Raw genomic sequence first — 25,552 nt, 5'->3', positions numbered from 1 at the left:
CCATCAGATGACAGCGCAGACCGTCTTGGTCTCGAGATAGTTGTCGAGGCCCGGCGCGCCATTCTCGTAGCCCCAGCCGGACTGGCGATGGCCGCCTTTCGGCAATTCGGGCGAGAAATAGGAATGGCAGTTGATCCAGATCGTGCCGGCTTTCACGCGGGCTGCCAGCCGGTGGGCGCTCGACAGATCGCTGGTCCAGACGCTTCCCGCCAGACCATAGGGCGAATCGTTGGCAAAGGCGATCGCCTCGTCCGGTTCGTCGAACGGGGTCACGGCAACCACCGGTCCGAAAATTTCCTCCTGCATCATCCGCATGTCGGGCCGCACGGCGGTCACCACCGTCGGCTCGAAGAAGGTCGAGAATTCGCCGGACTGATGGCCGCCCGCCGTCACCTCGGCCCCCTCGGCACGGCCTTCCGCAATGAAACCGGCCACGCGATCGGCCTGCTTGCGGTTGACGAGCGGACCAAGATCGGTCGCGGGATCGAGACCATGGCCGAGCGTCATGCCGGCGGACGTCTTCGACAGGCCCTCGACGACCTCGTCATAGACGGCGCGATGGGCATAGACGCGGGAGCCGGCAACGCAGACCTGGCCGGAATTGGCGAAGATGCCACGTGCGACGCCGGGAATGGTAAGCGCCATATCGGCATCCGGCATGATGATCGCCGGCGATTTGCCGCCGAGTTCGAGCGTCAGCTTCTTGAGATTGCCGCGGGCGGCACCGACGATCAGCTTGCCCACTTCGGTCGAACCGGTGAAGGCGACCTTGTCGACATCCGGATGGCCGGTAAGCGCGGCACCGACGATTTCGCCGAAGCCGGTCACGAGATTGACGACGCCTTTCGGCAGGCCGGCCTCGATCATCAGTTCCATCAAACGGATCGCCGTAAGGGAGGTCTCCTCGGCCGGCTTCAGCACGATGGTGCAGCCGGCGGCCAGCGCCGGCGCCAGCTTCATGGCCGCCATCAGCATCGGCGAGTTCCACGGCGTGATCGCTGCAACGACGCCAATCGGCTCGCGCGTCGTATAGGCGAAAATCTGTTTGCCGGCCGGCTGGTAGGCAATCGAGGTGGGGATGGTGGTGCCGAGGATCTTGGTGCAGAAGCCGGCAAAATAGCGGAACTGTTCGGCCGAGGCGGGAATTTCGCCAAAACGCCCGGTCTTGAAGCTCTTGCCCTGGTCGAGCGTCTCGAGTTCGGCGAGTTCGTCGACATGGGCCTCGATCTTTTCGGCGATCCGCCAGAGCAGCTTGCCGCGCGCCGAAGGTGTCATCGCCTTCCATTCCGGAGCGTTGAGCGCATGGCGAGCGGCAGCGACCGCCTCATCGACATCGGCTGCGGTGGCTTCGGCAAGATCGGCGAGCTTGCGTCCGGAAGCGGGGTCGAAGGTCTCGAAGGTCGAGAGGCCCGACGCATCGCGCCAGATATTGTCGATCAGGATCTTCTTGCGCGGGGTCGCAAGAAAGGCACGAGCGCCTTCGGTTGCAGGTTCGGGCCAGGTGTGGGTCGCGGTCATTATGGTTCTCCCGCCGCGCCGGCCTTTTGACCGCGCAGCATGTCGGCGGCGCGAAGTGCACCACGGATGATGGAATGGTAGCCGGTACAGCGGCAGAGATTGCCTTCGAGCGCGGCACGAATCTCGGCCTCGCTTGCGTCGGGATGATCGCGGAGGAAGGCCCAGAGCGTGATGGTGAAACCGGGCGCGCAATAGCCGCACTGGAAGGCATTTTCGGCAACCAGCGCTTCGCGCACCAGTTCTGCGCCTGGAAGTTGCCAGAGCCCGTCGATGGTTCGGATATCGGCGCCATCGGCCTGCCAGGCCATGACCATGCAGGAATTGACCGGCTTTCCGTCGATCAGCACCATGCAGGCGCCGCATCGCCCCACCGAACAGGCGACCTTGGTTGCCGTCTGTTCCAGCGTGTCGCGCAGCACAGTGGCGATCGGCGTATCCCAGGGCACATCGATGGTTCTGTGCTGGCCGTCGAGATGGAAGCTGATCGTCATCCCGGCATCTCCAGCATGTCGAGGATCGTTTCGGGCGGGAAGGGGCTTGTCGCGGGCCATTGGCCGAGCGCCTGGGCCACGGCATTCGCAATGGCGGGCGTTACGGCTCCGATACCGAGTTCGCCTACGCCACGCGGACCATGTTCGTCACGTTCATCGAGGCTTTCGAGCGCGAAGGCCCGCATTGCAGCAGGGCTGTCGGCAATCCCCGGCATCATGTAGCTGTCGAGATTGGCCTGCAGATAGTGGCCGTCGCGCATGGGCATATGTTCGGTCAGCGTGAATCCGAGCCCCTGCACCGCACCGCCTTCGATCTGCCCGAGATAGGCGGCAAGGTCCATTACCGGTCCGGCAGCGGTGTGCTGGTTGAGATCGAGAATGCGGATCTCGCCGGTCACGCGACTGATCGCCACCCGTGCCACACAGGCGCCGAAGGCGAAAATGAAGCGGGCATTGCCGGCACTGTAATCGTTCTTGGGGAATTCGTAGGCCACCGTCACGCTCGGCAGGGCATCTGCTGGCACGCGGCTGGCGAGCGTGCGGTAGGTGATCAGAATTTCGCCGCTGTTGGAGCCTCGTTCAGCGAAGCCGCCCGGAGCGAAAACGAGGTCGTCAGGATCGCGTTCGAGCAGCGACGCTGCAGCCTGACGCATCTGCATCGAGAATTCCGGCGCCGCCATCTTTACCGAGGCCCAGACGACCGAGGTGCCGCGCGATGCCGTGGTTGACCCTGATTCCGGCGCCAGCCTCGTATCGCCCACCGTTGCCTTGACGTCCTCACGGGCACAGCCGAGTTCTGCGGCCACCGTCGCCTTGATGAGCGTCAGCAGACCCTGGCCCATTTCATCGAGGCCGAAACCGCCTTCGATCTGGCCGTCCGGGGTCAGGGCCAACCGTCCGCCGGAAGGGTCCGGAACAACGGAGCCGAGGCCGTTGCCCTGGTAGTTCATCGCCATGCCGGTACCGATCAGCCATTCGGCAGGATCGAGTGTGGCTTGCTGTGCCGCGTGCCAGAGCGGGGAAGCGGAAGCTGCAGCCAGCATCTGGTCGCAGCGTTCGGTGGGGGCGACCGCCTGGCCGAGATAGCCCGGCATGCCGGGTTTGCGCATGTTCAGGGCACGGATTTCGATCGGGTCGATGCCGACGGCGCGGGCAAGCCGGTCCATCTGGCATTCGATCGCATAGGTCATCTGGTTGGCGCCAAAGCCGCGGAAGGCACCGCAGATGCCGTTGTTGGTGTAGGCGAGACGGCCGCGCGTGCGGACATTGTCGACCAGATAGGGGCCGGCGGCATGTTCGAGCGCAGTTTCGAGAACGCCGGGACCGAGGGACGCATAGGCGCCCGCATCGGCGAGCACATCCACTTCCTGGGCCAAAAGGCGACCCTCAGCATCGCAGGCAGTCCGCATACGGATCGCCATCGGATTGCGCTTCTGGCCGGCGATCACGGATTCGGCGCGCGACAATTGCAGTCGCACCGGTTTACCGCTCTTGAGCGCCAGAAGGGCGAGTGCCGGCTGTACGGAGAGTTCGTCCTTGCCGCCGAAGGCGCCGCCGGTCGGACTTGTGACGACGCGGATCCGCTCTTCCGGCAGATCGAGGATGCGCGACAGCTGCAGTCGATCGCGTGAGCCATGCTGGCCGCCGACGGAGACAAGCAGGTTGCCATCCTCATCGACCAGCACATAGCCGCCTTCGGTTTCCATGAAGCCATGCATCTGGCGTGGCGTGACATAGACATCCTCGACGATATGGCTGGCGCGGGCAAATCCATCCTCGAGATTGCCGCGGGCGAAATTCAGCTCACATTGAAGGTTGCCGCCGTCATGCACGGTGACGGTATCATTCGACAATGCTTCCTCAGGATCGGTCACCGGAGGCAGATCCTCATAGACAACCTTGATCAGGGCAAGCGCGGCTTCTGCCGTTAACGCATCCACCGCCGCGACGGCTGCGACCGGGTCGCCGACATAACGCACCTTGTCATGGCAGAGCGCCGGCTGATCCTGGATCACGATGCCGAAGGCGTTGAGGCCGCGAATATCGGCATGGGTGACGACAGCTTCGACACCAGCCAGCGATTCCGCCGCCGTCGTGTCGATCGAAAGGATTCGGGCATGCGGGCGTCCGGCCCTGAGGATGCGGCCAACCAGCATGTCCGGAAGGCGGGTATCGGTAAGATAGGGCATATGGCCGCTGATCTTCGCCTCGACATCGGGGCGTTTATGCCAGAGATGCGGATGGGTGGCGTGACTGAGCTCGATTTCGCCATCGGGTCCGGACGGACGGGTCTGAAGCGGCGAGACCGGAAGAGCCGCATTCACCTTGGGCAAGGTTCCGCCGAGACCATGCACCAGCGCATTGGCGGCGACCAACCGTCGATAACGGCTGCTGCGAAAGTCATCGTCCGGCGCATCGATCACTTCGACCAGATGGCGGTGGATGCTCTTCCAGTCGAGCGTTGCGTGGGTGCGGCCTTCCAGCATCGCTTCCACCGCACGAAGCCGGGTCGGACGGACAATGCCGCCACCGACGGCCAGCCGGGCGCGAATGATAATGCCGGCCTGCAAACTCAGGATGCCGGCAACATTGATGATGCTGGGAGAAAAGGCGGCCCGCAATCCGACCTTGCGGAACGTCGATTGGCCCGAGGAACTCTGTGGCGTCAGCAGGATGGCGGTCAGAACCTCGATCGGTTCCGGCGATCGCGACAGCCAGTCTTCCAGCTTCACGCAGACGATGCCGGTGGGTGAGGCGACTTCGAGATGGGCATCGAGCGCGAGCAACACCGGCAACAGGCAACCGGTTCGGCCTGCCACATTGCCGCCGATGGTCGCGAGATTGCGGATGGTCGGACCCGCGACCCGGCCGAGGGCTTGATGCAGAAGCGGCAAACTCTGGACGATCCTCCGGTCGTCCATCAGTTCGGAGAGGCTGCAATTGGCGCCGATGCGGATCCTGCCAGCCTCCTGGCTGATGCCGTCCAGCGTTGCAATGCGTGACAGATCGATGAGGCGGGCGGGTTTCGGCACGCCCTTGGCCCAGTCCAGTTGCAAGGCGGTGCCGCCGGCCACGAGCCGGACGCTGCCCGGCTGCGACGCGGCAATGGAAAAGACATCGCTGACAGAGGCCGGTCGCCAGATCTGCATCAATGTCCTCCGGCGGTGGTGCCGTAGCGCAGGCCCTTTTCCTTGATCCAGCGACGATAGGCGATGGAGGAGGAGTCGGCTCGCGTCGGAATTTCCGCCCTCGGCTCGAGTGGCAAGAGCAGCGGGCGCTGGTTTTCGACGATGATGCGGTCCTGCAGGAAGATCACCTGTTCGAAGTTCAGGAGCGCCTTGTGGGAGGAGACGCTGTCGACCAGATACATCACCGGCTGGGCCCGGCAGAGTCCTTCCTCCATCGGCTGGATGAAGAGTGCGATCGCATCGAGCCGGTTCGGCGAGGTGGGGCAGACGCGGTAGAGCATCACCACATAGGGTGAGGGAACGCGATAGGTGAGATGGACAAAATCGCCGGCGCTTTCGGTGGCGGCAATGCGCGACTGGAAGAAGGTGCAGTTGGTGGCCCAGACTTCATCGACATCACGGCGGATTTCGCTGAGATAGGAGGGCACTTCGGTATGCGGTTCGGCGCCGAGGATGTTTGTGTGGACGAAGGGGAAATGCGCCATGTCGAGGAAGTTCTCGACCACCCTGAGGCCGGAAGCGCGCATCGTCACCCAGCCGCAAAGCACGAAGCGGCGATCGTCCTCTTCTGCCTCCTCGATATGGACGATATCCTTGGTCGGCGTCCCAAGCGTGGTGAAGAGACAGCCATAGCGGACCTTCACCGGCAGCGGCGGTCCAAAGCCATCGTCCAGCACTTCGCGCACCATCGGTTCGCCGCCTTCGCCGAGCGCATATTCGATTGCCTGGCCGAGCAGCTTCGTTCTCAACGGTTTGGAGGTCACCTCGCTTGCGGTCGCGATCGCGTACCAGTCGTTAAGCGCGACCTGATCTGTCGTCTTCATTCCGCCGTTCCTTTTTCGCTAATCCAGTTCTTGGTGCCGCCGCCGTTTTCCGCCAGCCAACGAGCGCGACGGGCAAAATGGGCGGGCGCCATGGCGTGAATATCCGCAATGATGGCTTTGAGATCGCCGGTCTTGAGCTGTCCGTCCTCGACGATGATCTTGCCATCGACCATCGTCATGGCGACATCACTGCCGCGTACGGCATGGACCAGATTGTGCTGCAGGTTGAAATAGGGTCCATCCGGGAAGAAGGGCGTCATGCGCGGCGTATCGCTGCGGACCGCGATGATATCCGCCCGTTTGCCGACTTCGATCGAACCGATCTCGTGATCGAGCCCGATGGCCTTGGCGCCGAGGATGGTCGCCATGCGCAGGCTTTGCCAGCTGTCCATCGCAGCGGCATCGCGATGATGCAACTTGCCGAGCAGCGAGGCGGCCTTCATCTCCTCGAACATGTCGAAATTGTTGTTTTCCTTCTCGCCATCGGTGCCGAGCCCGACCGGAATGCCAGCGGCCAGCATGTCGGCGATCGGTGCGATGCCGGAGGCGAGCTTCATGTTGGAGACGGGGTTGTGCGCCACCGAGACCCTGTATTTCGAGATCAGCTCGATCTCGGCAGGTTCGAGCCAGACGGCATGCGCCAGCATCGTCTGCGGCGCTTCGAAGAAGCCGAGATCTTCTAGCACATACATCGGCCGCTTGCCATAGGCCTCGATGAAGCCGCCAACCTCGACCTCGGCCTCCGAACAATGGGTGTGAAAACCGACCTTGTGGCGCTTGGCCATCTCGATCGCGCGCTGCTGTCCGGCCTCGTCGGAATAGAAGAGATGTTCGAGCCCGACCCAGACATTGATGCGGCCATTGGCCTTGCGGTGCCAGGTTTCGATCATCGCCTCGTTCATGTCGAGCGTGTCGAAATAGTTGTAGTCGGGATGTTCCCCGACATAGGGAACAGCCAGAAGCCGGGTGCCGATCGCTTCTGCGGCACGGGCGCTGCCATCCATGTAGCGCCACATGTCGACCACGGTGGTGGTGCCGGAGAGCGCCGATTCCGCATAGCAAAGCCAGGAGGCGGCTTCCGCCTCATGCGGTTCGAGCACCCGGTGCATGGGGTTGATGTGGATGGTCAGCCAGTCCCAGACCGGAAGATGTTCGGCCGTACCACGCAGAAAGCCGGAATGGGCATGCGCATTGATGAGGCCCGGCATCAGCACCGTGTTGGCCAGGTGTTTGAGGCTATAGGCCGGGAAGGCTGCCTTCATCGCCTCAAGCGTGCCGACGCCCATGATGCGTCCGTCCAGGATTGCGACGGCGCCGTTGCGGATGACGCTGTTTTCGGCATCCATGGTCAGGAGGCTTTCGCCTGCGAGGATCATTCCGGTCTTGTCCATTGTTTCTCCAGTCATCGGTCGGTCCTCGGGTCGGTGGCGGTCAGGCGGCGGCAATCAGGAAATCGGCAGCCCGCTCGCCGATCATCGTCACCGGCGCATGGGTGTTGCAGGTCGGAATGATCGGGATCACCGATGCATCGGCGATCGTCAGGCCGGAGAGGCCGCGCAGTCTGAGCTTGTGATCGACGACGGCGTCGTCGTCGCAACCCATCTTCGCGGTGCCGCAGGGATGGAAAAAGGTCGAACAGCCATTGCGGACGAAGTCGATCATACCGGCGCGATCGAGCCTTGCGGGTGGCGCGGCAAAACCGTCGAACAGGCCCGAAAAGGCTTTCGTTTCGGCAAGATCCATCATGGTCTCGACGGCGATCACCATCGCATCGAGATCGCTCGGTTCGGCGAGATAGTTGGGCTGGATTTCAAGCGGCGCCAGAGGTTCGGCCCCTAACATGCGGATATGGCCGACGCTTTTCGAATGCATGAGGCCGGCGCCGAGCGAAAGGACCTCGCCGGAAAGATCGTAGAGTTCGCGCAATCTCGGTTCGGCGGAATTGCCCTGAACGGGGAAGGCATGGATGTCGGGCTGGATCAGATCCGGCCGCGATTTCCAGTTCATCATCGAGCCGCCGCCATTGTCGAGTTTGTCGCCAAGCGGTTTCCGCGAGCGGACGACGACGGCCTGCACCAGAGGATGGTCCTGCAGGTTGCGGCCGACGCCGGGCAGGGCATGAACTGTCGGGATGCCGAGGCGCGCAAGTTCTTGCGGATCACCGATGCCGGAGAGCATCAGCAGTCGCGGCGTATCGAAAGCGCCGGCTGCAAGCACCACCTGTGTCGTTGCCGCGGTTTCCATCTGCTTGCCATCGACCAGATGGCGGATACCGGTAATGCGTCCCTTGTCGATCACCAGGCTGGTCACGAGCGAACCGGTGAGGATCGTCAGTCGTGGATGGTCGAAAACGGGTGCGAGATAGCCGGTGACGGAGCTCCAGCGTTTGCCGCCGACGATGTTGAAATTCGAAGGGGCGGCCCCCTCGTTGCTTTCGCCATTCGGATCGTCGATCACCGGAATGCCGAGTTCGGCCGATCCGTCGATCATTGCCTGGGCGATCGGATGCAGCGCCTTGCTGGTTTCGATCCGGAGCGGCCCGCCAGCCCCGCGATAGGCGGTCTCGCCGCCTTCCCAGTCTTCGGCCCGTTTGAAATAGGGCAGGCATTCGGCAAAGCTCCAGCCCGCGCAGCCGGCCTCACCCCAGGCGTCGTAATCGAGCGGATGGCCGCGATACCACATCATCGCGTTGGTCGCCGAACAGCCGCCGAGCACCTTGCCGCGCGGAATGCCGATCGTGCGGCCGTTGACATGGCGGGACGGGGCATAATCATAGAGCCAGTCATACTGGCTGCGCCCGAGCGGCACCCATTGGGTCGGGTCATCGATCTCGGGAATGCCGAGCCCTGCGGGACCGGCCTCGATCAGAAGAACGGTCGCATCGGTTCCGTCGATCAGGCGGCGGGTGACCGCAGAGCCGCCCGATCCCGAACCGACGACGATATAGTCGTAGGCCTTTTCGAGTGGGCGGGTGGGGAGGGATGGAGCATTCCTCATGGTCGACCTTTCAGCATTCCGGGCGAAGACCCCCTCTGGCCTGCCGGCCATATCCCCCACAAGGGGGGAGAAACCCCGTGGCGCCGTCCTGTCCTTGTTGCTGTCCGCTCGTTGGTGGAATGCCGGTCAAGCCCCTCCCCCTTGTGGGGAGGGGTTGGGGAGGGGTTATTTCCCGCAGACGTCCAAAGGAGGCCCATCATTTCCCTCAATTATGCTCGCTCGGACCCATGATGACGATGCCTTCGGTGGCCTCGACATGGCGGACGAAGATGTACTTGTCCTCGCGTCCGTCCGAATGCTTGCGCTTGATGTCGGGCTGAACGGTGCCAGCCACCTTGGCGACGACGATATAGGGAACGTCGGCCTTCAATCCGGCCTCGCAATGGGCTTCGAATTCCTCGAGCGTGCGGGCGGTATAGGCATTGTCGACGCCGGCGCCGCGGGCGATGGCGGCAATATCGACGCGACCGAAGGCCGTATGCGTCGGCGGTCCGCCGATCGACTGGTAGCATTCATTGTCCCAGACAACGACAAACAGGTTCTTGGGCTGTTCGTTGCCGAGGGTGGCCAGAATGCCGAGGTTGAACATCATGCCGCCATCGGTATCGAGCGAGATGATGCGGCGATGGGGAAGCCCGGCTGCCAGACCGAAGGCCTGGGGGGTAACACAGCCGAGCTGTTGCTGGAACAGGCTGGCCTCACGCATATGCGGGGCGGCGTTGTACCATTCGTCCACGGAGGCGCCGAGCGACAGGATCACCAGTTCGTCCTTGAGCCGGTCGGCGAGCAGTTTCATGCAGTCATAGCGTTTCATCGGACGATGCTCCCGCCCAGCGCGATGGCCGAGTGATAATAGGCGTTGTAGGACCAGTTGTAGGCATCGACGATCGACTGTTCGATTGCCTCTTCCTCGCGCACGACGCGATAGGGGATGCGCAACGCATTCAGCACCGGTTCCATGGTGATGCCATGCGGAATGGCCCACCAGTTGTTCTCGCCGAGTTCGCCGCGATAGCTCATCAGCATGACGACCGGGATGCCGGCACCAAGCCCCATGCGCGCAAGCGGCTCGACCGAGGCGCGCAGGCCGGAATTCTCCATCACGAGTGCTGCCCGCTTGCCGGACAGGAACACGCCGCCGCAGATGGCAGCCCCTTCGCCCTCATTGGTCACGCGGATGGTGCGGATGTCCGGATCGGCATCAAGGGCCGGATAAAGCTCCTTGAAAAGCGAATCGGGCAGGTAGCAGACGACGCTCACCCCTGCTTTCTTGAGGCCGCGGATGACCGCGTCGACGGAAGATTGTTTCATGCTGGACCCTCTGTTCGACCCCAATCTGGCAAAAGCGAGTTGTGCCGAATAGACGGCATTTTTCGATGATGTTGTTGTTTTGAAGACAACAACTCAGACAGCGGGTTCCGCGGCCAGACGATCGACTGCCTGCTCCAGCAGACGGCCCATTGCGGATGCGGCATCCGACATTTCCTTCTCCGAACGCGAGAGCAGCATCAGCTTGCGCGGTGCAAGGCGCGCGTCGCGCAACGGTATGAATTTGAGGGTGCCTTCGGCGAGTTCCTGTTCGACACCGACCCGCGTCTGCAACACGGTCCCGAGATTGCGCTTGGCCATGTCGACCATCAGTCCGATCGAGTTGGTGCGCGAGCGGCGGGCGAGATCGATGAAGGAGCGGTTGAAGGCATCCTCGACCGAGGTGCCGAGCATCAGCGACGAATCGGACAGGATCACCCGTTCGTTGGCGAGATCGAACAGTTTCAATTCGCTGCGGCCCGCCATCGGACTGTCGGGCAGCGCGAGAACCCCGAGCGGCAGGAAGGCCTGGGCGATGCGGCGGATGGTGCGCGGCACCCGCACGTCGAACACCAGCGCCAGGTCGCATTCGCCTTCGGCCACCGCATTGGCGGCCTGTTGCGAGCCCATGACCTTGATGTCGACCGTGATTGCGGGATGACGGGTCCAGAAGGATTCGAGTGCTGACGGCATCAGGCCGCGGGCGACGCTTTCAACGATGGCGATCGACATGGTGCCGCGATGCAGGCCATGCAGATCGTTGATTTCGTTGCAGGCGCGGTTGAGTTCGGTCAGGCTGGCGCGGGCATGATAGAGCATCAACTCGCCCGCGCTCGTGAGTTTCAGCCGCTGGCGCACCCGTTCGAACAGGGGCGTGCCGAGTTCCTCCTCCAGCTGCCGCAGGATGCGGCTGACGGAGGAGGGCGCGACATTGAGGGCAAGCGCCGCCTGCCGGATCGAGCCCAGCCGCGCCACCAGCTGGAAATAGTGGATGCGGGTGGCGACGAGGCCGAGCCGGAAGGGATCCATGCGGCGCCTCCCGGATCAGGCCGCCTCGAAAGGCGGCACGATCTCCATCTGCGGCACGGTCACAAGCCCCTTGTCGGTGATGCGGATTTCCGGAATGACGGAGAGCGGGATGAGGTTGAAGCCCATGTAGGGGATAGTGCAACCGGCCTTTTCCCATTCCACCTTCAGCTTCTGCACCTCTTCGGCCACCACATGGACGCGCTTGTCGGACAGGAGGCCTGCGATCGGCAGCGGCACCATGGCGGTAACCTTGCCATCCTGCACCACGCAGACGCCACCCTGATTAGCCTCGATCGCCCGCAATGCGACCTGCATGTCGGCTTCGTTGGTGCCGGCAATGATGATGTTGTGGCTGTCATGGCCGACGGAGGAGGCGACAGCGCCGCTCTTCAGCGCGAAGTTCGACAGGAGCGCATGGGCGACATTGCCGGCCGACTTGCCGTGACGCTCGATGACGGTGACGAAGCAGAGACCATGACGATCGAAATGGGTCTGCCAATCGTTGGCCGGTTCCAGCGTGATCTTCTCGTGGCCGAGAATGATGCCGGGCAGTTCGGTGCGGATGGTGTTGGCCACCACGGTCGTGGTCGGCAGTTCCGGTGTCAGCTTCAGTTCCTTCGGCAGCTTGACCGTATGGTAGGCGGCCTCAGGATAGCGCCAGAGATCGGTGAGGCATTCGTCGAGCAGCGGCGTGATCTTCTTCTGGTCGACCATCAGTTCGCCGCCATACCAGGTGCTGATCGGCTCGAGATTGTCCGAGAGCAGCACGAGATCGGCGCGCCGTCCGCCACCCAGGCCGCCGACTTCGCCTTCCTTGCCGAAGCGGGTCGCGCCATGCAGCGACCCCATCGACCAGGCCTGTTCCTTGGTCATGCCGGCCTTGACGGCCTCGCGCACGACCCAGTCCATGCCGAAGGCAAGCAGATCGTCGGCATCGCGGTCGTCGGTGCAGACGGCGATGCGCTTGTGGGATGCGCCGAGTTCGGTCACCGTCTTGATTGCTTCCGGCAGCGAATGCCAGGGCGTCGTCGGCGGTCCGCCGCGCAGGAACAGCCAGATGCCGGCTTCAAGCATGTCGTCAGCAATGTCGCGGTCGATCGCCTCATGGGTATCGCTGACACCGGCCGCCGCATAGGCGGCGACAAATTCGCGGCCATAGACATGGCCGCAAACCGGCTTGCCGCGCGAAAGGGCTGCCGCGAGGATCGCATGGCTACGCTCATCGCCCATCGTTACCGGTACGAAATCCATCTTTTCGCCAAGAGCGACGGCTTCGGGCCATTTGTCGAACAGGGCGGCGATCTTGTCGGGCGTCAGGTCGCCACCGGCGGTTTCGAGTTCGGGAGAGGTGGCCGGCACCGTCGACGGCACGGTGAGGAAGATCGACAGCGGTGCGTGGCGGGCATCTTCCAGCATCGCTTCGACACCGGCGACATCCATGACATTGCCGATCTCGTGGCTGTCGCAGAAAATCGTGGTGGTGCCGTTCAGAAGTGCCGCCTCGGCATAGGCGCAGGCCGTCACCATGCTCGATTCGATATGAATGTGCGGATCGACAAGCCCCGGCGCGATGATGCCGCCTTTGGCATCGTAGAATCTGGCTCCGCCCTTGTGGGTGCCGGCCGGCTTGACGGCGGCAATGCGGCCACCGGCAATCCAGATCTCGCGATCGGCAAGGATGCGTTCGGAATAGGTCGACAGCACGCGGGCGCCGCCGATGACCAGGTCGGGGGTGGCGCGGCCGGAAGCGACGTCGGCCATCCGGCGCGTCATACTGGCGAGTGGCGCTACGGAAAAACGGGTGATTTTCGACATGCCGGTGGCTCCTCAGTGATAATCAGGAATGCCGGGCATGGTCTTGAAACCTGCCAGGGCGCGGAAACGGCGGATCCAGCGACGCAGGGCCGGGAACTCGTCGTGATCGATGCCGAAATCGCGGCTGAGCGCAAAAATCGGGAAGAGCGTGATGTCGGCGAGCGTCGGGCCGGTGCCGGCCAACCATTCGAGCCCGTCGATCTGGCGCAGGATCATATGATCGTCCATGATCCGGAAAGCGCTTTTTGCGGATGCCTTCAGGCTTTCAAGGTCACCCGGAAGGCCGAAGAGCGCCACCTTGCGCGCCTCGGAGGCGGCGGTCAGCAGGCTTGCGGAAAAGTTCAGCCATTGCATGACGGCGGCAAAACCGGCCGCATCCGAAGGCAGCCAGGTGCCGGCGGGATCATAGGCTTTGGCGAGATAGGCGAGAACGGCTTCCGGCCCGTAGAGCGTCAGGTCGCCATCTTCCAGCGTCGGCAGAATGCCGGTCGGGTTCTTCGCCAGCATCGTCGGGCTCAGATGTTCGTTGCCTGGAACCATGTCGACGGTAAAGGCGGTATAGTCCTTGTCGAGCATGGAGAGCAGCAGCCGGACGCGATAGCAGCTGTCGTCGAGGTCGTAGTTGTAAAGGGTCAGCGTGCTCATCATGCCACCTCGGCGAAATCGGTTTTGGTCTGTTCGAGCGACCGGCGCAGGCCTTCCGCCCAGCGGGCGATCGCCTTCAGTTCCGCCGCCGACGCGGGCGCTTGACCGATCAGGGAAAGATGCAGGGCGGTCTTTGCCGGACCAACCGGCTGGCAGGCGATAAGCAGTTTCAAAGCACCTGCCGTGAGCAGGAAGCAGTTGCCGAGAAGGGTTTCGACGCTCGCGGGATGGTCGAGACCGGCCGCATCGGGCAGGGCTGCAGCGGACAGGGTGGTGGCGACCGCAGTGATCGCGCAATCGGCATAGAGGCTGCGGACGGGGCTTGCGACGCCGCCCGTCTCGGGCAGGCCCGCGACATCGGCATCCTCGCTCAGACAGGTCCAGACGATGCCGTCGCGTTCCTCGACCGCATAGGTCGGGATCTTGATCGTCTTCGGCACTTCGAGATCGGGATGGGCCGGAATATACTGACACTGCCCGCCCTTATCATAGGCCCAGCCGTGGTAGAGGCAGGCGATCTGGTCGCCGCGCACGAAGCCGAAGCTCATGCGCATGCCGCGATGCGGACAGCGATCTTCCCAGACATGGATGTCGCCCTTGCTGTCGCGCCAGACGACGATTTCGGCGCCGTTGACGACCGCGCCGGCCGAACTGCCCGGCTCGATCGATGTGGTGAGTGCAACAGGCACCCAGCCGGATTGCAAAGTCATGGTGAACTCCTTTGAATATAGCGGTTCAATGCAATGTGTCTTTGAGCGCCGTCTCGGTGCGATGGACATCGAGGATGATGCAATCGTAGGGGCCGAGGCTGCAGGCCATTTCGAACATGTCGACCAGAGCTTCCTGACCTTGAACGGTCAGTTCTACCCGCGCATTGTCGCAACGGCCGATGTCGAGATCGAGATCGAGGCGTCGGGCACGATGGCGCGCGAACTCCAGAAAACTGTCGCAGGCAATGGTGCCCATGAAGGTGAAGCGTATTGCAGCGTTCATCGGCATCCCTCTGAAGTTGCAATGGTTTTTTCTTCGCTATCCCTAATATTCTGTAGCGGCTTCGAGGACCCGTTCACGCGTCTGCACCTTTTTTAATGCGATCTGAAAGGCAAATGCACAAAAAATAGGCTCGCCTTTCTTTTAATCAATGTAGCCTTGGCGTCCTTATGTTTTCAAGCGGTTTTTTCGAGGGAGTTGTTGCTTTTTACGCAAACTGTCCGTCGAATTTTTCCGTCTATTCCGAACATCTGCAATTTGGAAAGGTCGTTGTCGATGGCGGTTTTTCGCTCCATCGGACGGTAAATATTCAATGAAATCGACCGTTCCGATGGCGTGCAGACCGGTGTTTCGTCCCGGCGGAGGGCGGTGTTTCGGAAATGGTCTAGCGGCCAATCCTGAGCGAAACACCGCCGACGAAAGTCGTATCCCGCCTGGAATGGGGATTGGCATGCTAGTTGCTTTTAATCCCCACGAGACGCCGGCCGGTGAGCGAGATCCGTTTTCCGAGGCGTAACGACCAACCAGAAGGGGTTCTCATGATCGACTTGCGTAATCTTTCCCGTCGCGGCTTTCTCAACATGGCCGCAGCCGGTGCGGCTGCTTCCGTGCTGCCGTCGGGTCTCATCCGTCCGGCCTTTGCGGCCTCTCCCCTTGCTGCTGTCAAGGAAGAAGATGCCGTGATCGGTTTCGGCCATGTCGGCCCGGTCACCGATGAAGGCTGGACCTGGAGCCACCATCAGGGCGTGCTCGCCGTCAAGGAAGCCTTCCCGAAGCTCAAGAAGGTGCTTGAGGTCGAGAACGTTCCTTACTCTGCCGATGCGACGCGTACCTATCGCCAGTTCGTCAGCGAAGGTGCCAACATGATCTTCGACACGTCCTCGACCGGTGACTTCCTGCATGAAGTCGTCAAGCGGGCGCCGGAAGTGGCCTTCATGGAATGCAACGGCCACATCACCATGGACAATCTCGGCTGGTACTATCTGGCCCATTGGTATCCGACCTACGTTGTCGGCGTTGCCGCCGGCATGCTGTCTAAGACCGGCAAGCTCGGCTATGTCGCTTCCTTCCCGGTTGCTTCGGTCTATGCTTCGACCAACGCCTTCCTGATGGGTGCGCGCACCGTCAATCCGAACGCGACCTGCCAGACGATCGCGATCAATTCCTGGTTCGATCCGCAGGCCGCTGCCCAGGCTGGCACCGCACTCATCGACAATGGCTGCGACTTCCTGTTCGGCATCATGGACGAAGCCGCCTATCTGCAGGTTGCTGAAAAGCGCGGCGTCTGGGCTGCCATGTGGAACACCGACATCCGTCGCTATGGCCCGAACTCGTACGTCTCCTCGATCATTATCGACTTCAAGAAGTACTATGTCGAGCAGGTCGGCAAGCGTCTCGCCGGCACCTGGACGCCGGAAACCGCTCTTTTCTCGATGGGCGCCGGCGTCGATCGCGATGCCTGGGGCGAGAAGGTCCCGGCAGAAGTCGGCAAGGCAGCCGATGCCGTTCGCGACAAGATCCTCGGTGGCTGGTCGCCGTTCGTCGGCGAACTCAAGGACTCCAAGGGCAATGTCAAGGTTGCCAAGGGCCAGCAGATGACCGAGCTCGAACTCTACAACTGGGATTGGTCGATCGAAGGCGTCACCGGCCTCTGATCCATCGCCATCCTGGACGGGCCGTTTCGGCCCGTCCTCCCTGCCTTTCCTTTTCCAGCCGGTGCTCCGAATGACCGAACATCCAGAGAAATACGTGGCGCCACCCGGCACCGCACCACTCGTGCAACTCAAGGGGATCGCCAAATATTTCCCCGGCGTGATCGCCAACGAGGATGTCGATCTCGATGTCATGCCTGGCGAGATCCATGCGCTTCTCGGCGAAAACGGCGCCGGAAAATCGACGCTGATGAACATTCTGACCGGCATCTACCAGCCGGACGGCGGCGAGATCATCATTGAGGGCTATGGGCGCGAATTTGCCTCGCCGCAACAGGCGATTGCCGCCGGTATCGGCATGGTGCACCAGCACTTCAAGCTGGTGAATGCCTTCACGGTGGCCGAAAACATCCATCTCGGCTGGAAGGAAACGCCGCGCCGCGCCTCTGCCGCCATTCTCGAAGCGCGCACGGCCGCCCTCGCAAGCAAGTTCAATCTCCAGGTCCGGCCGGCTGCCCGCATCACCGAACTGTCGACCGGCGAGCAGCAGCGTGTCGAAATTCTCCGCGTTCTCGCCCGCGAGGCGAAAGTCCTCATTCTCGACGAGCCGACGGCAGTCCTGACGCCGGCCGAGGCGCGCGAACTGTTCAAGGCCTTGCGGGAGTTCGTCTCGACCGGCAATGCGGTGATCTTCATATCGCACAAGCTCGACGAAGTTCTCGAAATCTCGGATCGCATCTCGATCCTGCGCGGCGGGCGCAAGATCGCGACCGAATTTGCATCCGATTGCACGCCCGCCAAGCTGGCCCGCATGATGGTGGGGCGCGATATCGTGCTTGCCGATATGCGCGGACGCCCGGAAGGCGCCGCCCCTATCTCCGAAAAGCCGGTGATGAGCCTCAAGAATGTCATCGCGCTCAAAGACAGTGGCGACAAGGCCCTGCACGGGATCTCGCTCGATGTCCGTGCCGGCGAAATTCTCGGCATCGCCGGGGTGGCCGGCAATGGTCAGCGGGAACTCAGCCAGATCCTCACTGGCACGCGATCGATTTCGTCGGGTGAAATCCGCATCGATGGCGAAAAGGTCACGCGGGCGAATGCCGCCGAGTTTGTCGATCGCGGCATCGGCCATATTCCGGAAGACCGGCTGCATTCCGGTCTCGCGCCGGGCCTTTCAATCACCGTCAACGCTGTGATGCGGGAATATCGCAAGCCGCCGGTAACGGTGGGCGGCATCTACAAGCCGGGTGCTGCCGGAACGCTGGCGCGCGAAATCGCCTCGGTGGCGGAAGTCGCGATCCCGGATTTCGGCATGCCGATCCGCAACCTGTCGGGTGGCAACCAGCAGCGTCTGGTGGCGCGCCGCGAAATGCGGGTCGCCAACAAGATCCTCGTCGCGGCCTATCCCAGCCGCGGCCTCGATGTCGGCGCCATCAACACCATGCTGCGTTACATCGTCGAACTCAGGAATGCCGGTGCCGGCATCGTGCTGATTTCGGAAGAGCTCGAGGAACTGCTCAATCTCTCCGATCGCATCGCCGTGCTTTATGAAGGAAGTATCATGGGTGTCGTTCAGAACGACAATGTCGATATCGAGGAAATCGGCCTGATGATGGGCGGCAAGGGTCATGCCGGAGGTGCAGCCCATGGCCGCTAATTTCCGTCTGCAACGGCTTCCCTCTGCCAATCCCGGCATGGCGCTCGCCGCCCGCATTCTCGCCATTGCATTGGCACTCGTGATTGCTGGCATCATTCTCGCCTTTACCGGCAACAATCCGATCGATCTCGGTCTGCAGGTCGTCACAGCCTCGCTCGGTTCCACCTTCGGCATGGAAGATCTGGGGCTCCTGATCATCCCGCTGATCTTGACCGGCCTATCTGTAACAGTTGCCCAGCAGATCGGCGCCTGGAACATCGGGGCCGAAGGCCAGTTCTACGCTGGCGCCTTTGCCGCCACCGCGGTCGGCCTGTTCGTGCCGCTGCCGGAAGCCTGGAGCCTCGTCTTCATGTTCATCGCCGGTGCGATCGGCGGCATGGTCTGGATACTGGTGCCGACGCTGGCGCGTGCCTATGCCAATGTCAACGAACTGATCACGACGCTGCTTCTGAACTTCGTCGCGATCCTGCTGGTTTTCTATGTCTCGACCGATGCCTGGCGCGAACGCGGCGGTGTCGCCAATTCGGCGACCGCCCGCATTCCCGCCGAAATGCCGGAATTCTGGGGTCTCGTTCACTGGGGACTGCCGATTGCGGTGATCATGGCGATCGGTATGGCGCTGGTCCTCAGTTTCACGAAGTGGGGTTACGAAGTCCGCCTGATCGGCTCCAACGCTTCGGCCGGCAAATATGCCGGCATCGCGGCTCGTCGGCATCTCATCACCGTCATGCTGATGTCCGGCGGCATTGCCGGCATTGCCGGCATGCTGGAAATTGCCGGCACCGTGCATCGTCTGCAGGGCGGCATTTCCAACAGCTACGGCTATCTCGGCATCATGGTGGCGGTGCTGGCGCGTGGCTCCTCGCTCGGTGTCATCTTCGCCGGTGCCCTGATGGCGTTCATTCTGAATTCCGGGATCATCCTGCAGACGCAGGGGCTGACCACTTCTGCGGTTCTGGCCATCACCGGCCTGATCCTGTTCCTGACCGCGATCGGCGATGAACTGTCGCACTATCGCATCATCCGCGACAAGACCTGAGAGGAAACGGACCATGGAACTCCTGACCGGTCTTTTCACCACGGCATTTCTGGCAGGCGGCGTTCTGGCGCTTGCCGCCATCGGCGAAGTGCTGGCCGAGCGCGTCGGCGTCGTCAATCTTGGCGCCGAGGGGCTGATGGCGATGGGGGCCATCACCGCAGTCGCCACCGTCACCGCCACGCCCCATCCGATCATCGGCTTTCTGGCCGCCCTGCTGGTCGGTGGCCTTATCGGTTCGCTGTTTGCTTTTGCGACCGTGACGCTGCGCGCCAACCAGGTTCTTTGCGGTCTGGCGCTGACGCTGATGGGAACGGGTCTCGCCCAGACCATCGGCAAGGCCTATTCGGGCATGCCGGTGCCGGCGACCTTCGAAGGCATCGTCGTGCCGGTTCTGTCGTCGATCCCGGTGTTCGGCAAGGCCTTCTTCAGCCAGAACATTCTGGTCTATCTCATCTATATCATCCTGCCGATCGGGCTCTCCTACATCATGTTCCGCACCCGGCATGGCCTCAACCTGCGCGCGGTCGGTGAAAATCCGGCAGCGGCGGATGCGGCCGGTATTCCGGTCGGGCTGATCCGGTTCGGTTATGTTGCCGCCGGTTCTGCCCTGGCTGCCGGTGCCGGTGCCTATCTGGTGCTCGCCTTCGTACCGGCCTGGTCGGATGGCGTTGTCGCCGGTCGCGGCTGGATTGCCGTCGCGCTGGTCATCTTTGCCGGCTACCGGCCCATTCCGGCTGCTCTCTCCGGTCTGCTCTTCGGCTTCATTACCGCGCTCGGCTTCGTCGGTCAGGCGCGCGGCTGGCCGATCGCACCGGCCTTCCTGTCGATGCTGCCCTATCTCGGCACCATCGCCTTCATCATCGTGCCGGTCATTGCCTGGCAGCGGATGAAGCGGCTGATGGCTGCACCGGCAGCACTCGGAGAACCCTATTTCCGTAACATCCGCTAAGGCGGGTGTTGCCTTCGCTTCAACCGCCAGACCGGCCGGAGGACAGACGCATGGAATCCAACCTTGCTCGACGCGTGGATCAGGCGACGCTTCCGGTCGTGGATGTGAGTGGTCTGACCTCATCCAATCCGGAGGACAGGCTCGCCGTCGCCAGGGCCCTGCGGGAAGCCTGCATCGGCAACGGCTTCTTCTACTGTGCCGGCCATGGCATTCCGCAGGGGTTGATGGATGCCGTCTTTGCCGAGACGCGCAAGCTGTTCGCGCTGCCATCCGAAGCCAAGATGGATCTCGAGAAATCGAAGAAATCCAAGTGCAATCGCGGCTATGAGGTGCTGGGTGGCCAGACGCTCGAGGCCGGAGCGCCGCCCGATCGCAAGGAAGGCTACTATATCGGCCTCGAAATGCGTGAGGATCATCCGATGGTGCGCGCCGGCCGCTTCAACCGCGGCCCCAATGTCTGGCCGCAGGATCTGCCTGGCTTCCGCCCCACAATGCTCGCCTATTTTGCGGCGATGCAGGAGCTCGGCGACCGGCTGATGCAGGCCATTGCCCTGTCGCTCGATCTTTCGGAAGACTATTTCGACGGCTATCAGGTCGAACCGCTCTCGACGCTTCGTCTTCTGCATTATCCGCCGCAGCGGCCGGATGCGCCGAAGAACGAGAAGGGCGCCGGTGCCCATACCGACTGGGGTGCGATCACGCTTCTGATGCAGGACGATGTCGGCGGCCTGCAGGTGTTCGACAAGAATGACGGCAGCTGGATCCATGCCGATCCGATCCCCGGAACCTTCGTCGTCAATCTCGGCGATGCGATGGCCCGCTGGACCAATGATCTCTACAAATCGACCCTGCACAGGGTCGTCAATGCCTCCGGTCGCGAACGCTATTCGGTGCCCTTCTTCTATGATGGCGCGCCGGATTACGAGGTCGTCTGCATTCCGACCTGCCTGAAGCCCGGCGAAGAGCCGAAATACGCACCGACGACCACGGAAGGGCATCTCATGGAGATGTTCGCCAAGACCTATGGCTGATCCGGTGCTGCTCATTCATGGCGCCTGGCAGGGAAGCTGGACCTGGAAACGGTTCGTGCCCCTCCTGGAAAGCCGTGGATTGACAGCGATCGCCGTCGATCTGCCGGGCATCGGTTATGATGACGTGCCGGCTCATGCGGTCGATCTCGACCTCTATCTCGATCATATCGGCAAGATCCTCGACGGGATCGAGGGCAAGGTCAGTGTCGTTGGCCATTCCGGCGGCGGCGTGGTGGCTACCGCCGTTGCCGAACGCTTTTTCGAACGTGTGTCGCGGATCGCCTATATTGCCGGCATGATGCTGCCGGCTGGCATGGGCTTCAAGACCTTGCAGGACAGCGTTGCGGCAGAGGGAGGTATCGGCGGCATCACCCCGCATCTTCTCTGGTCTTCGGATCGGTCGACCTGCTGGGCGGAGGCCGATGTGGCGCGCGCGATCTTCTATCACGATTGCACGCCGGAGGTTGCCGAGGATGCCGTGGGTCGGCTGCGGCCGCAGCCGTTCGGGGGCTTTGCTCTCACCGCCCAACCGACGCCCGCCCGGTTCGGGCGGCTGCCACGGCTCTATATCGAAGCAGCGCTTGATCGATCGGTGGGCATTGTCGAACAGCGGCGCATGCAGGCGCTCGTTCCGGGTGCCGCCAACGTTACGCTTGAGACCGGCCATGTTCCGCAGCTTTCCGCACCCGAGGCGCTTGCAGAAGCGCTCATCCCATTCCTCGTTCAAGATGTGAAGGCGGCCGCCTGATGAACGGTCTGCGCCGCCATTTCCTTCCGCCAATCCGAGACTGACATGACAACGAAACTGTTCAAGAACATTGCCTATCTCGCGACCTTCGATGACGAGGGCCGCGAACTTGAGGACGGGGCGATCCTCATCCGTGACAATGTGATCGAAAAGGTCGGCACCATGGCGGACTTCGTCGGGGTCACGGCCGACGAGGTGCACGATCTTTCCGGTCATATCGTCATGCCAGGCATGGTCAACATCCACCACCATATGTACCAGAACCTGACGCGGGTGATGGTGCAGGATGATGAACTGCTGGTCTGGCTGAAGACGCTTTATCCGATCTGGTCCAATCTCGATGACGAGGCGATCGGCATTTCCGCGCGCGTGGCGATGGCCGAGCTGATGGCCTCGGGCTGCACGACGAGTTCCGACCATCTCTACATCCTGCCGAACAATTGCACGCTCGATGCGACGATCGATGCGGCTCACGATATGGGCCTGCGTTTTCACGCCGCTCGCGGGGCGATGTCGCGTGGTCAGAGCCAGGGCGGCCTGCCGCCAGACAATTGCGTCGAGAAGGAAGAGGCTATCCTCAAGGATGCCGAACGGTTGATTGCGACCTATCACGACAATTCCCGCCATTCGATGAGCCGGATCATTCTTGCGCCATGCTCGCCCTTTTCGGTGACGCCGGGGCTGATGAAGGATGCCGCATCGCTTGCGCGCAGCCACAAGGGCGTGCATCTGCATTCGCATCTCGCCGAAGACCTGTTCGAGGAAATCTACTGCCACGATGTCTACAAGATGCGCTCGGTCGGTTTTGCCGAGAGCGTCGGCTGGCTGGGGCCGGATGTCTGGTTTGCCCATTCGATCTTCATGACCAGCGAAGAGATCGACCTCTTTGCCCAGACCGGCACCGGCGTCGCCCATTGTCCGTCGGCCAACATGCGCTGCGGGCAGGGGATCGCCAAGATCCGCGAGATGCTCGACGAGGGCGTTCCGGTCGGCCTGGGCGTCGATGGCTCGGCCTCCAACGATACGTCCAACATGTTCATGGAAGCGCGCCTCGCCATGATGCTGCAGCGGGTGGCGCCCAACAAGTATCTCTCCGAGACACCGGGCGGACGTGGTGGTTTCGGTGGCACGCCGGCGGCTCTCTCGGCCCGCGAGGCACTGACGATGGCGACGCGCGGTGGCGCGAAGATCCTCGGTCGCGACGATATCGGCTATCTCGCGCCGGGGATGAGCGCCGATTTCATCGCGATCAAACTGCGCCAGCTCGGGCTCTCCGGCACCTCGCGCGATCCGCTTGCCGCGCTCGTCATGTGCGGCCCCTTCAAGGTGGATCATTCCTTCATCAATGGTCGCCAGGTCATTGCCGGCGGCGAATTCACCGCTGCCGATATCGGCGGCTTGCTTGACAGGCACCAGACTGTCATGGACCGTATTTACAACATTTGAGACCAGGAGTTTCGATATGACCAAAGCGACAGACAGAGCCTCATTGGACCAGTGGTATGTCATCGAAACCGAGGCGGCCATTTCGGTCGGAACCTCGCCGAACCGCTTGCTCGGCGTCGATCTCGAGATGATCCGCAGCGAGGATGGCTTGATCACAGTCAAGGCGGAGGGGCGCGATGAGCCGCTGCCGATCAAGAGCAAGTTCGGCTTCATCTGGACAACGCTCGGAACGCCGGAGCGCGATATCTTCCCAGTGCCGGAAACCGAAGAATCCGATCGTCGCTACGTGCCGTGCGGGGCGGTTTCGGTGAAGGCGTCGGGTCTGCGCATCATCGAGAATTTCCTCGACATGGCGCATTTTCCCTTCGTCCATACCGATATTCTCGGTTCCGAGCCGCATACCGAGGTCGAGCATTACAATGTCGAGATCCGTCGCGATGTCGATGAGGTCTGGGCGACCAACTGCCAGTTCTTCCAGCCGCAGGCAGCCCTCTCGGCCACCGAAGGCATCATGACGCAGTATATCTACCGGGTGATGACGCCGTTCACGACGCTGCTCTACAAGACCTGCCCGAATTCGGCCAATCGCTGGGATGTGATCTGCCTGTTCGTGCAGCCGCTCGATCCCGATCGTTGCCGGGCGCATCCGGTCATGTATCTGATCGACGATGTCTCGACGACAAGCGAACTCATCCAGTTCCAGCAGCTCATCTTCCTGCAGGATCGCATCATCCTCGAAAACCAGAGGCCGGTGCTGCTGCCGATGGAGCCGCGCTCGGAGATCCCGACCCGCGCCGATGCCTCCTCGATCGCCTATCGCCGCTGGCTCAAAGAAAAGGGCGTGACCTACGGCACCTCGCTGATGGCGGCCTGATCGATGGGTGAAACGCGCACGTTCGATCTCGCCATCGTCAACGCCACCGTCCTGCCTATGGGCGGGGCGGCGGAGATTACGCGCGGGACCGTGACCATCCGCGGCGCCGAGATCGTCGCAGTGGGGCCGTCGTCTGAGATCGACGTGACGAACGCTTCCCGCATCATCGATGCCGGAGGCAAGGTGGTGATGCCCGGCTTCGTCAATTGCCATACCCATATCGCCTCCAACATGCTGCTGCGCGGCATTCTCGAGGATGTGCAGCTGTTCGAATGGCTGTCGACCATGTGGCGGCTCAAGCGCAATTTCGATGAGGAAACGCTCTATTGGGCGAGCCTGATGGGCCTGATCGAAATGGTCAAATCCGGCATGACCTGCTTCAACGAGCATTTCGATGCCTACCGGGTCGAGCCGCAGATTGCCGCGCTGAAGAAGGTGCCGCTACGGGCGACGCTCGGCTACGGATTTGCTGATCGCGGCATCTATGAACCGATCACCGACTGGTCCTGGAAGGCGCTCGACCGTTTCGGCGACAAGGTGAGTGCCCATCACCGGACCGGCAATGACCGGGTTCATGTCGGGCTTTCGCCGCATGCGCCCTATTCCTGCGGGTTGGACATGTATCGCAAGGTCCGCGAGGTTGCCGATGCCTATGGGCTTGCGATCCATACCCATCTCGCCGAAGGGCCGCAGGAAATGGCCTATATGCGCGAAACCTATGGCACGACGCCGGTCAAATGGCTTCATTCGCTGGGTTTTCTGAAGGGCGATGTGACGGCGGCGCACTGCACCCAGCTCGATGACGAGGATATTCGTATCCTTGCCGAGACCGAAACGAAGATTGGCCATTGTCCCTGCTGCAATGCCAAGCTCGATTCGGGCACGCTTCGCCTGCGCTGCTGCCGCGAGGCCGGCATCACGGTGGGGCTTGCGACCGACGGCCCGGCCAGCCACAACAGCCTCGACATGTTCCAGGAGATGAAGTTCGCCGGCATGATCCACAAGGACAAGACCCATGATGTCGAGTTCCTGAAAACCCGCGAGCTGCTCGAAATGTCCACCTGCGAGGCCGCCAAGGCGATGAACCGGCCGGAAACCGGGCGGTTGAAACCGGGTGCCAAGGCCGATCTCATCATGGTCGATCTCGACAAGGCCCATTGCCTGCCGGTCTATGATGTGGCAGCCGCGCTCGTCTATTCCGCCCGTGCCGATGATGTGGTGATGTCGATCGTCGATGGCCAGATCCTGATGGAAGATCGCGTGGTGGCCGGGATAGACGAGGTCGAGGTTATGGCGCGCTTCCGGGAGGCCGCACTTGCCCTTCGCGACCGCAGCCTGACGTGAGATTGTC

22 protein-coding genes are annotated in these 25,552 nt (G+C 62.2%); 9 read left to right on the top strand and 13 right to left on the bottom strand.

Going from position 1 to position 25,552, the window contains the following annotated elements:
- Window positions 1-3 precede the first annotated feature (3 nt).
- The 13 genes from Q4481_RS05305 to Q4481_RS05245 all read right to left on the bottom strand — a co-directional run bounded on the left by Q4481_RS05305 (window position 4) and on the right by Q4481_RS05245 (window position 14,808).
- Complete coding sequence (locus tag Q4481_RS05305; RefSeq protein WP_304375279.1) at window positions 4-1,518, bottom strand: aldehyde dehydrogenase family protein; 1,515 nt, start codon at window positions 1,516-1,518, stop codon at window positions 4-6.
- Window positions 1,518-2,009 carry a (2Fe-2S)-binding protein gene (locus Q4481_RS05300; RefSeq protein ID WP_304375278.1) on the bottom strand — a complete coding sequence of 164 codons (492 nt, stop codon included), beginning with the start codon at window positions 2,007-2,009 and terminating at the stop codon, window positions 1,518-1,520. The genes Q4481_RS05305 and Q4481_RS05300 overlap by 1 nt, the downstream gene beginning before the upstream one ends.
- Window positions 2,006-5,158 (bottom strand): molybdopterin cofactor-binding domain-containing protein, encoded by a 3,153-nt coding sequence (locus Q4481_RS05295; protein WP_304375277.1) that lies wholly within the window; start codon window positions 5,156-5,158, stop codon window positions 2,006-2,008. Before Q4481_RS05295 ends, Q4481_RS05300 begins: the two co-directional genes overlap by 4 nt.
- Window positions 5,158-6,021 (bottom strand): aromatic ring-hydroxylating oxygenase subunit alpha, encoded by an 864-nt coding sequence (locus tag Q4481_RS05290; RefSeq protein ID WP_304375276.1) that lies wholly within the window; start codon window positions 6,019-6,021, stop codon window positions 5,158-5,160. The genes Q4481_RS05295 and Q4481_RS05290 overlap by 1 nt, the downstream gene beginning before the upstream one ends.
- A complete protein-coding gene (locus Q4481_RS05285; protein WP_304375275.1) occupies window positions 6,018-7,427 on the bottom strand; it encodes an amidohydrolase family protein in 1,410 nt (469 codons plus the stop codon). Before Q4481_RS05285 ends, Q4481_RS05290 begins: the two co-directional genes overlap by 4 nt.
- A gap of 25 nt (window positions 7,428-7,452) precedes the next feature.
- The gene (locus tag Q4481_RS05280; protein ID WP_304375274.1) at window positions 7,453-9,018 is read right to left on the bottom strand and encodes a GMC family oxidoreductase; all 1,566 of its coding nucleotides are present in this window, start codon (window positions 9,016-9,018) and stop codon (window positions 7,453-7,455) included.
- Between the two features lie 205 nt (window positions 9,019-9,223).
- Entirely contained in the window at window positions 9,224-9,832 is a 609-nt protein-coding gene (locus Q4481_RS05275; protein WP_304375273.1) for a thiamine pyrophosphate-dependent enzyme, read from the bottom strand.
- Window positions 9,829-10,329 (bottom strand): thiamine pyrophosphate-binding protein, encoded by a 501-nt coding sequence (locus Q4481_RS05270; RefSeq protein ID WP_304375272.1) that lies wholly within the window; start codon window positions 10,327-10,329, stop codon window positions 9,829-9,831. The genes Q4481_RS05275 and Q4481_RS05270 overlap by 4 nt, the downstream gene beginning before the upstream one ends.
- A gap of 93 nt (window positions 10,330-10,422) precedes the next feature.
- The gene (locus tag Q4481_RS05265) at window positions 10,423-11,355 is read right to left on the bottom strand and encodes a LysR family transcriptional regulator (RefSeq protein ID WP_304375271.1); all 933 of its coding nucleotides are present in this window, start codon (window positions 11,353-11,355) and stop codon (window positions 10,423-10,425) included.
- Between the two features lie 15 nt (window positions 11,356-11,370).
- Window positions 11,371-13,170 (bottom strand): adenine deaminase C-terminal domain-containing protein, encoded by a 1,800-nt coding sequence (locus Q4481_RS05260; protein WP_304375270.1) that lies wholly within the window; start codon window positions 13,168-13,170, stop codon window positions 11,371-11,373.
- A gap of 12 nt (window positions 13,171-13,182) precedes the next feature.
- The gene (locus tag Q4481_RS05255) at window positions 13,183-13,815 is read right to left on the bottom strand and encodes a glutathione S-transferase family protein (RefSeq protein ID WP_304375269.1); all 633 of its coding nucleotides are present in this window, start codon (window positions 13,813-13,815) and stop codon (window positions 13,183-13,185) included.
- Window positions 13,815-14,525: a Rieske 2Fe-2S domain-containing protein gene (locus Q4481_RS05250; RefSeq protein WP_304375268.1), complete on the bottom strand. Its 711-nt coding sequence runs from the start codon at window positions 14,523-14,525 to the stop codon at window positions 13,815-13,817. Before Q4481_RS05250 ends, Q4481_RS05255 begins: the two co-directional genes overlap by 1 nt.
- Window positions 14,526-14,550: 25 nt before the next feature.
- A complete protein-coding gene (locus Q4481_RS05245) occupies window positions 14,551-14,808 on the bottom strand; it encodes an acylphosphatase (RefSeq protein ID WP_304375267.1) in 258 nt (85 codons plus the stop codon).
- A gap of 536 nt (window positions 14,809-15,344) precedes the next feature.
- Between Q4481_RS05245 and Q4481_RS05240 the strand changes: the two genes are divergently transcribed.
- The 9 genes from Q4481_RS05240 (at window position 15,345) to Q4481_RS05200 (ending at window position 25,545) form a co-directional block, all read left to right on the top strand.
- Complete coding sequence (locus Q4481_RS05240) at window positions 15,345-16,460, top strand: BMP family ABC transporter substrate-binding protein (RefSeq protein ID WP_304375266.1); 1,116 nt, start codon at window positions 15,345-15,347, stop codon at window positions 16,458-16,460.
- A gap of 70 nt (window positions 16,461-16,530) precedes the next feature.
- Window positions 16,531-18,114 (top strand): ABC transporter ATP-binding protein, encoded by a 1,584-nt coding sequence (locus Q4481_RS05235; protein WP_304375265.1) that lies wholly within the window; start codon window positions 16,531-16,533, stop codon window positions 18,112-18,114.
- On the top strand, window positions 18,104-19,153 hold the full coding sequence (locus Q4481_RS05230) for an ABC transporter permease (protein ID WP_304375264.1): 1,050 nt from the start codon (window positions 18,104-18,106) through the stop codon (window positions 19,151-19,153). Before Q4481_RS05235 ends, Q4481_RS05230 begins: the two co-directional genes overlap by 11 nt.
- Before the next feature lie 13 nt (window positions 19,154-19,166).
- Entirely contained in the window at window positions 19,167-20,102 is a 936-nt protein-coding gene (locus Q4481_RS05225) for an ABC transporter permease (RefSeq protein WP_304375263.1), read from the top strand.
- Window positions 20,103-20,152: 50 nt separating this feature from the next.
- Window positions 20,153-21,133, top strand: coding sequence for an isopenicillin N synthase family dioxygenase (locus Q4481_RS05220; protein WP_304375262.1), 981 nt, complete (start codon window positions 20,153-20,155; stop codon window positions 21,131-21,133).
- On the top strand, window positions 21,126-21,881 hold the full coding sequence (locus Q4481_RS05215; RefSeq protein WP_304375261.1) for an alpha/beta fold hydrolase: 756 nt from the start codon (window positions 21,126-21,128) through the stop codon (window positions 21,879-21,881). The genes Q4481_RS05220 and Q4481_RS05215 overlap by 8 nt, the downstream gene beginning before the upstream one ends.
- Window positions 21,882-21,926: 45 nt before the next feature.
- Window positions 21,927-23,327, top strand: coding sequence for an 8-oxoguanine deaminase (locus Q4481_RS05210; protein WP_304375260.1), 1,401 nt, complete (start codon window positions 21,927-21,929; stop codon window positions 23,325-23,327).
- Between the two features lie 16 nt (window positions 23,328-23,343).
- Complete coding sequence (locus tag Q4481_RS05205) at window positions 23,344-24,201, top strand: aromatic ring-hydroxylating oxygenase subunit alpha (protein ID WP_304375259.1); 858 nt, start codon at window positions 23,344-23,346, stop codon at window positions 24,199-24,201.
- A 3-nt stretch (window positions 24,202-24,204) separates the two neighbouring features.
- Window positions 24,205-25,545 (top strand): amidohydrolase family protein, encoded by a 1,341-nt coding sequence (locus tag Q4481_RS05200; protein ID WP_304375258.1) that lies wholly within the window; start codon window positions 24,205-24,207, stop codon window positions 25,543-25,545.
- The last annotated feature ends 7 nt before the right edge of the window (window positions 25,546-25,552 follow it).

This window comes from Fluviirhizobium alvei, assembly GCF_030551875.1.
Lineage (GTDB): Bacteria > Pseudomonadota > Alphaproteobacteria > Rhizobiales > Rhizobiaceae > Rhizobium_E > Rhizobium_E alvei.
The sequence above is the reverse complement of the archived record's forward strand: the minus strand, read 5'-3'. Positions and strand labels throughout refer to the sequence as shown.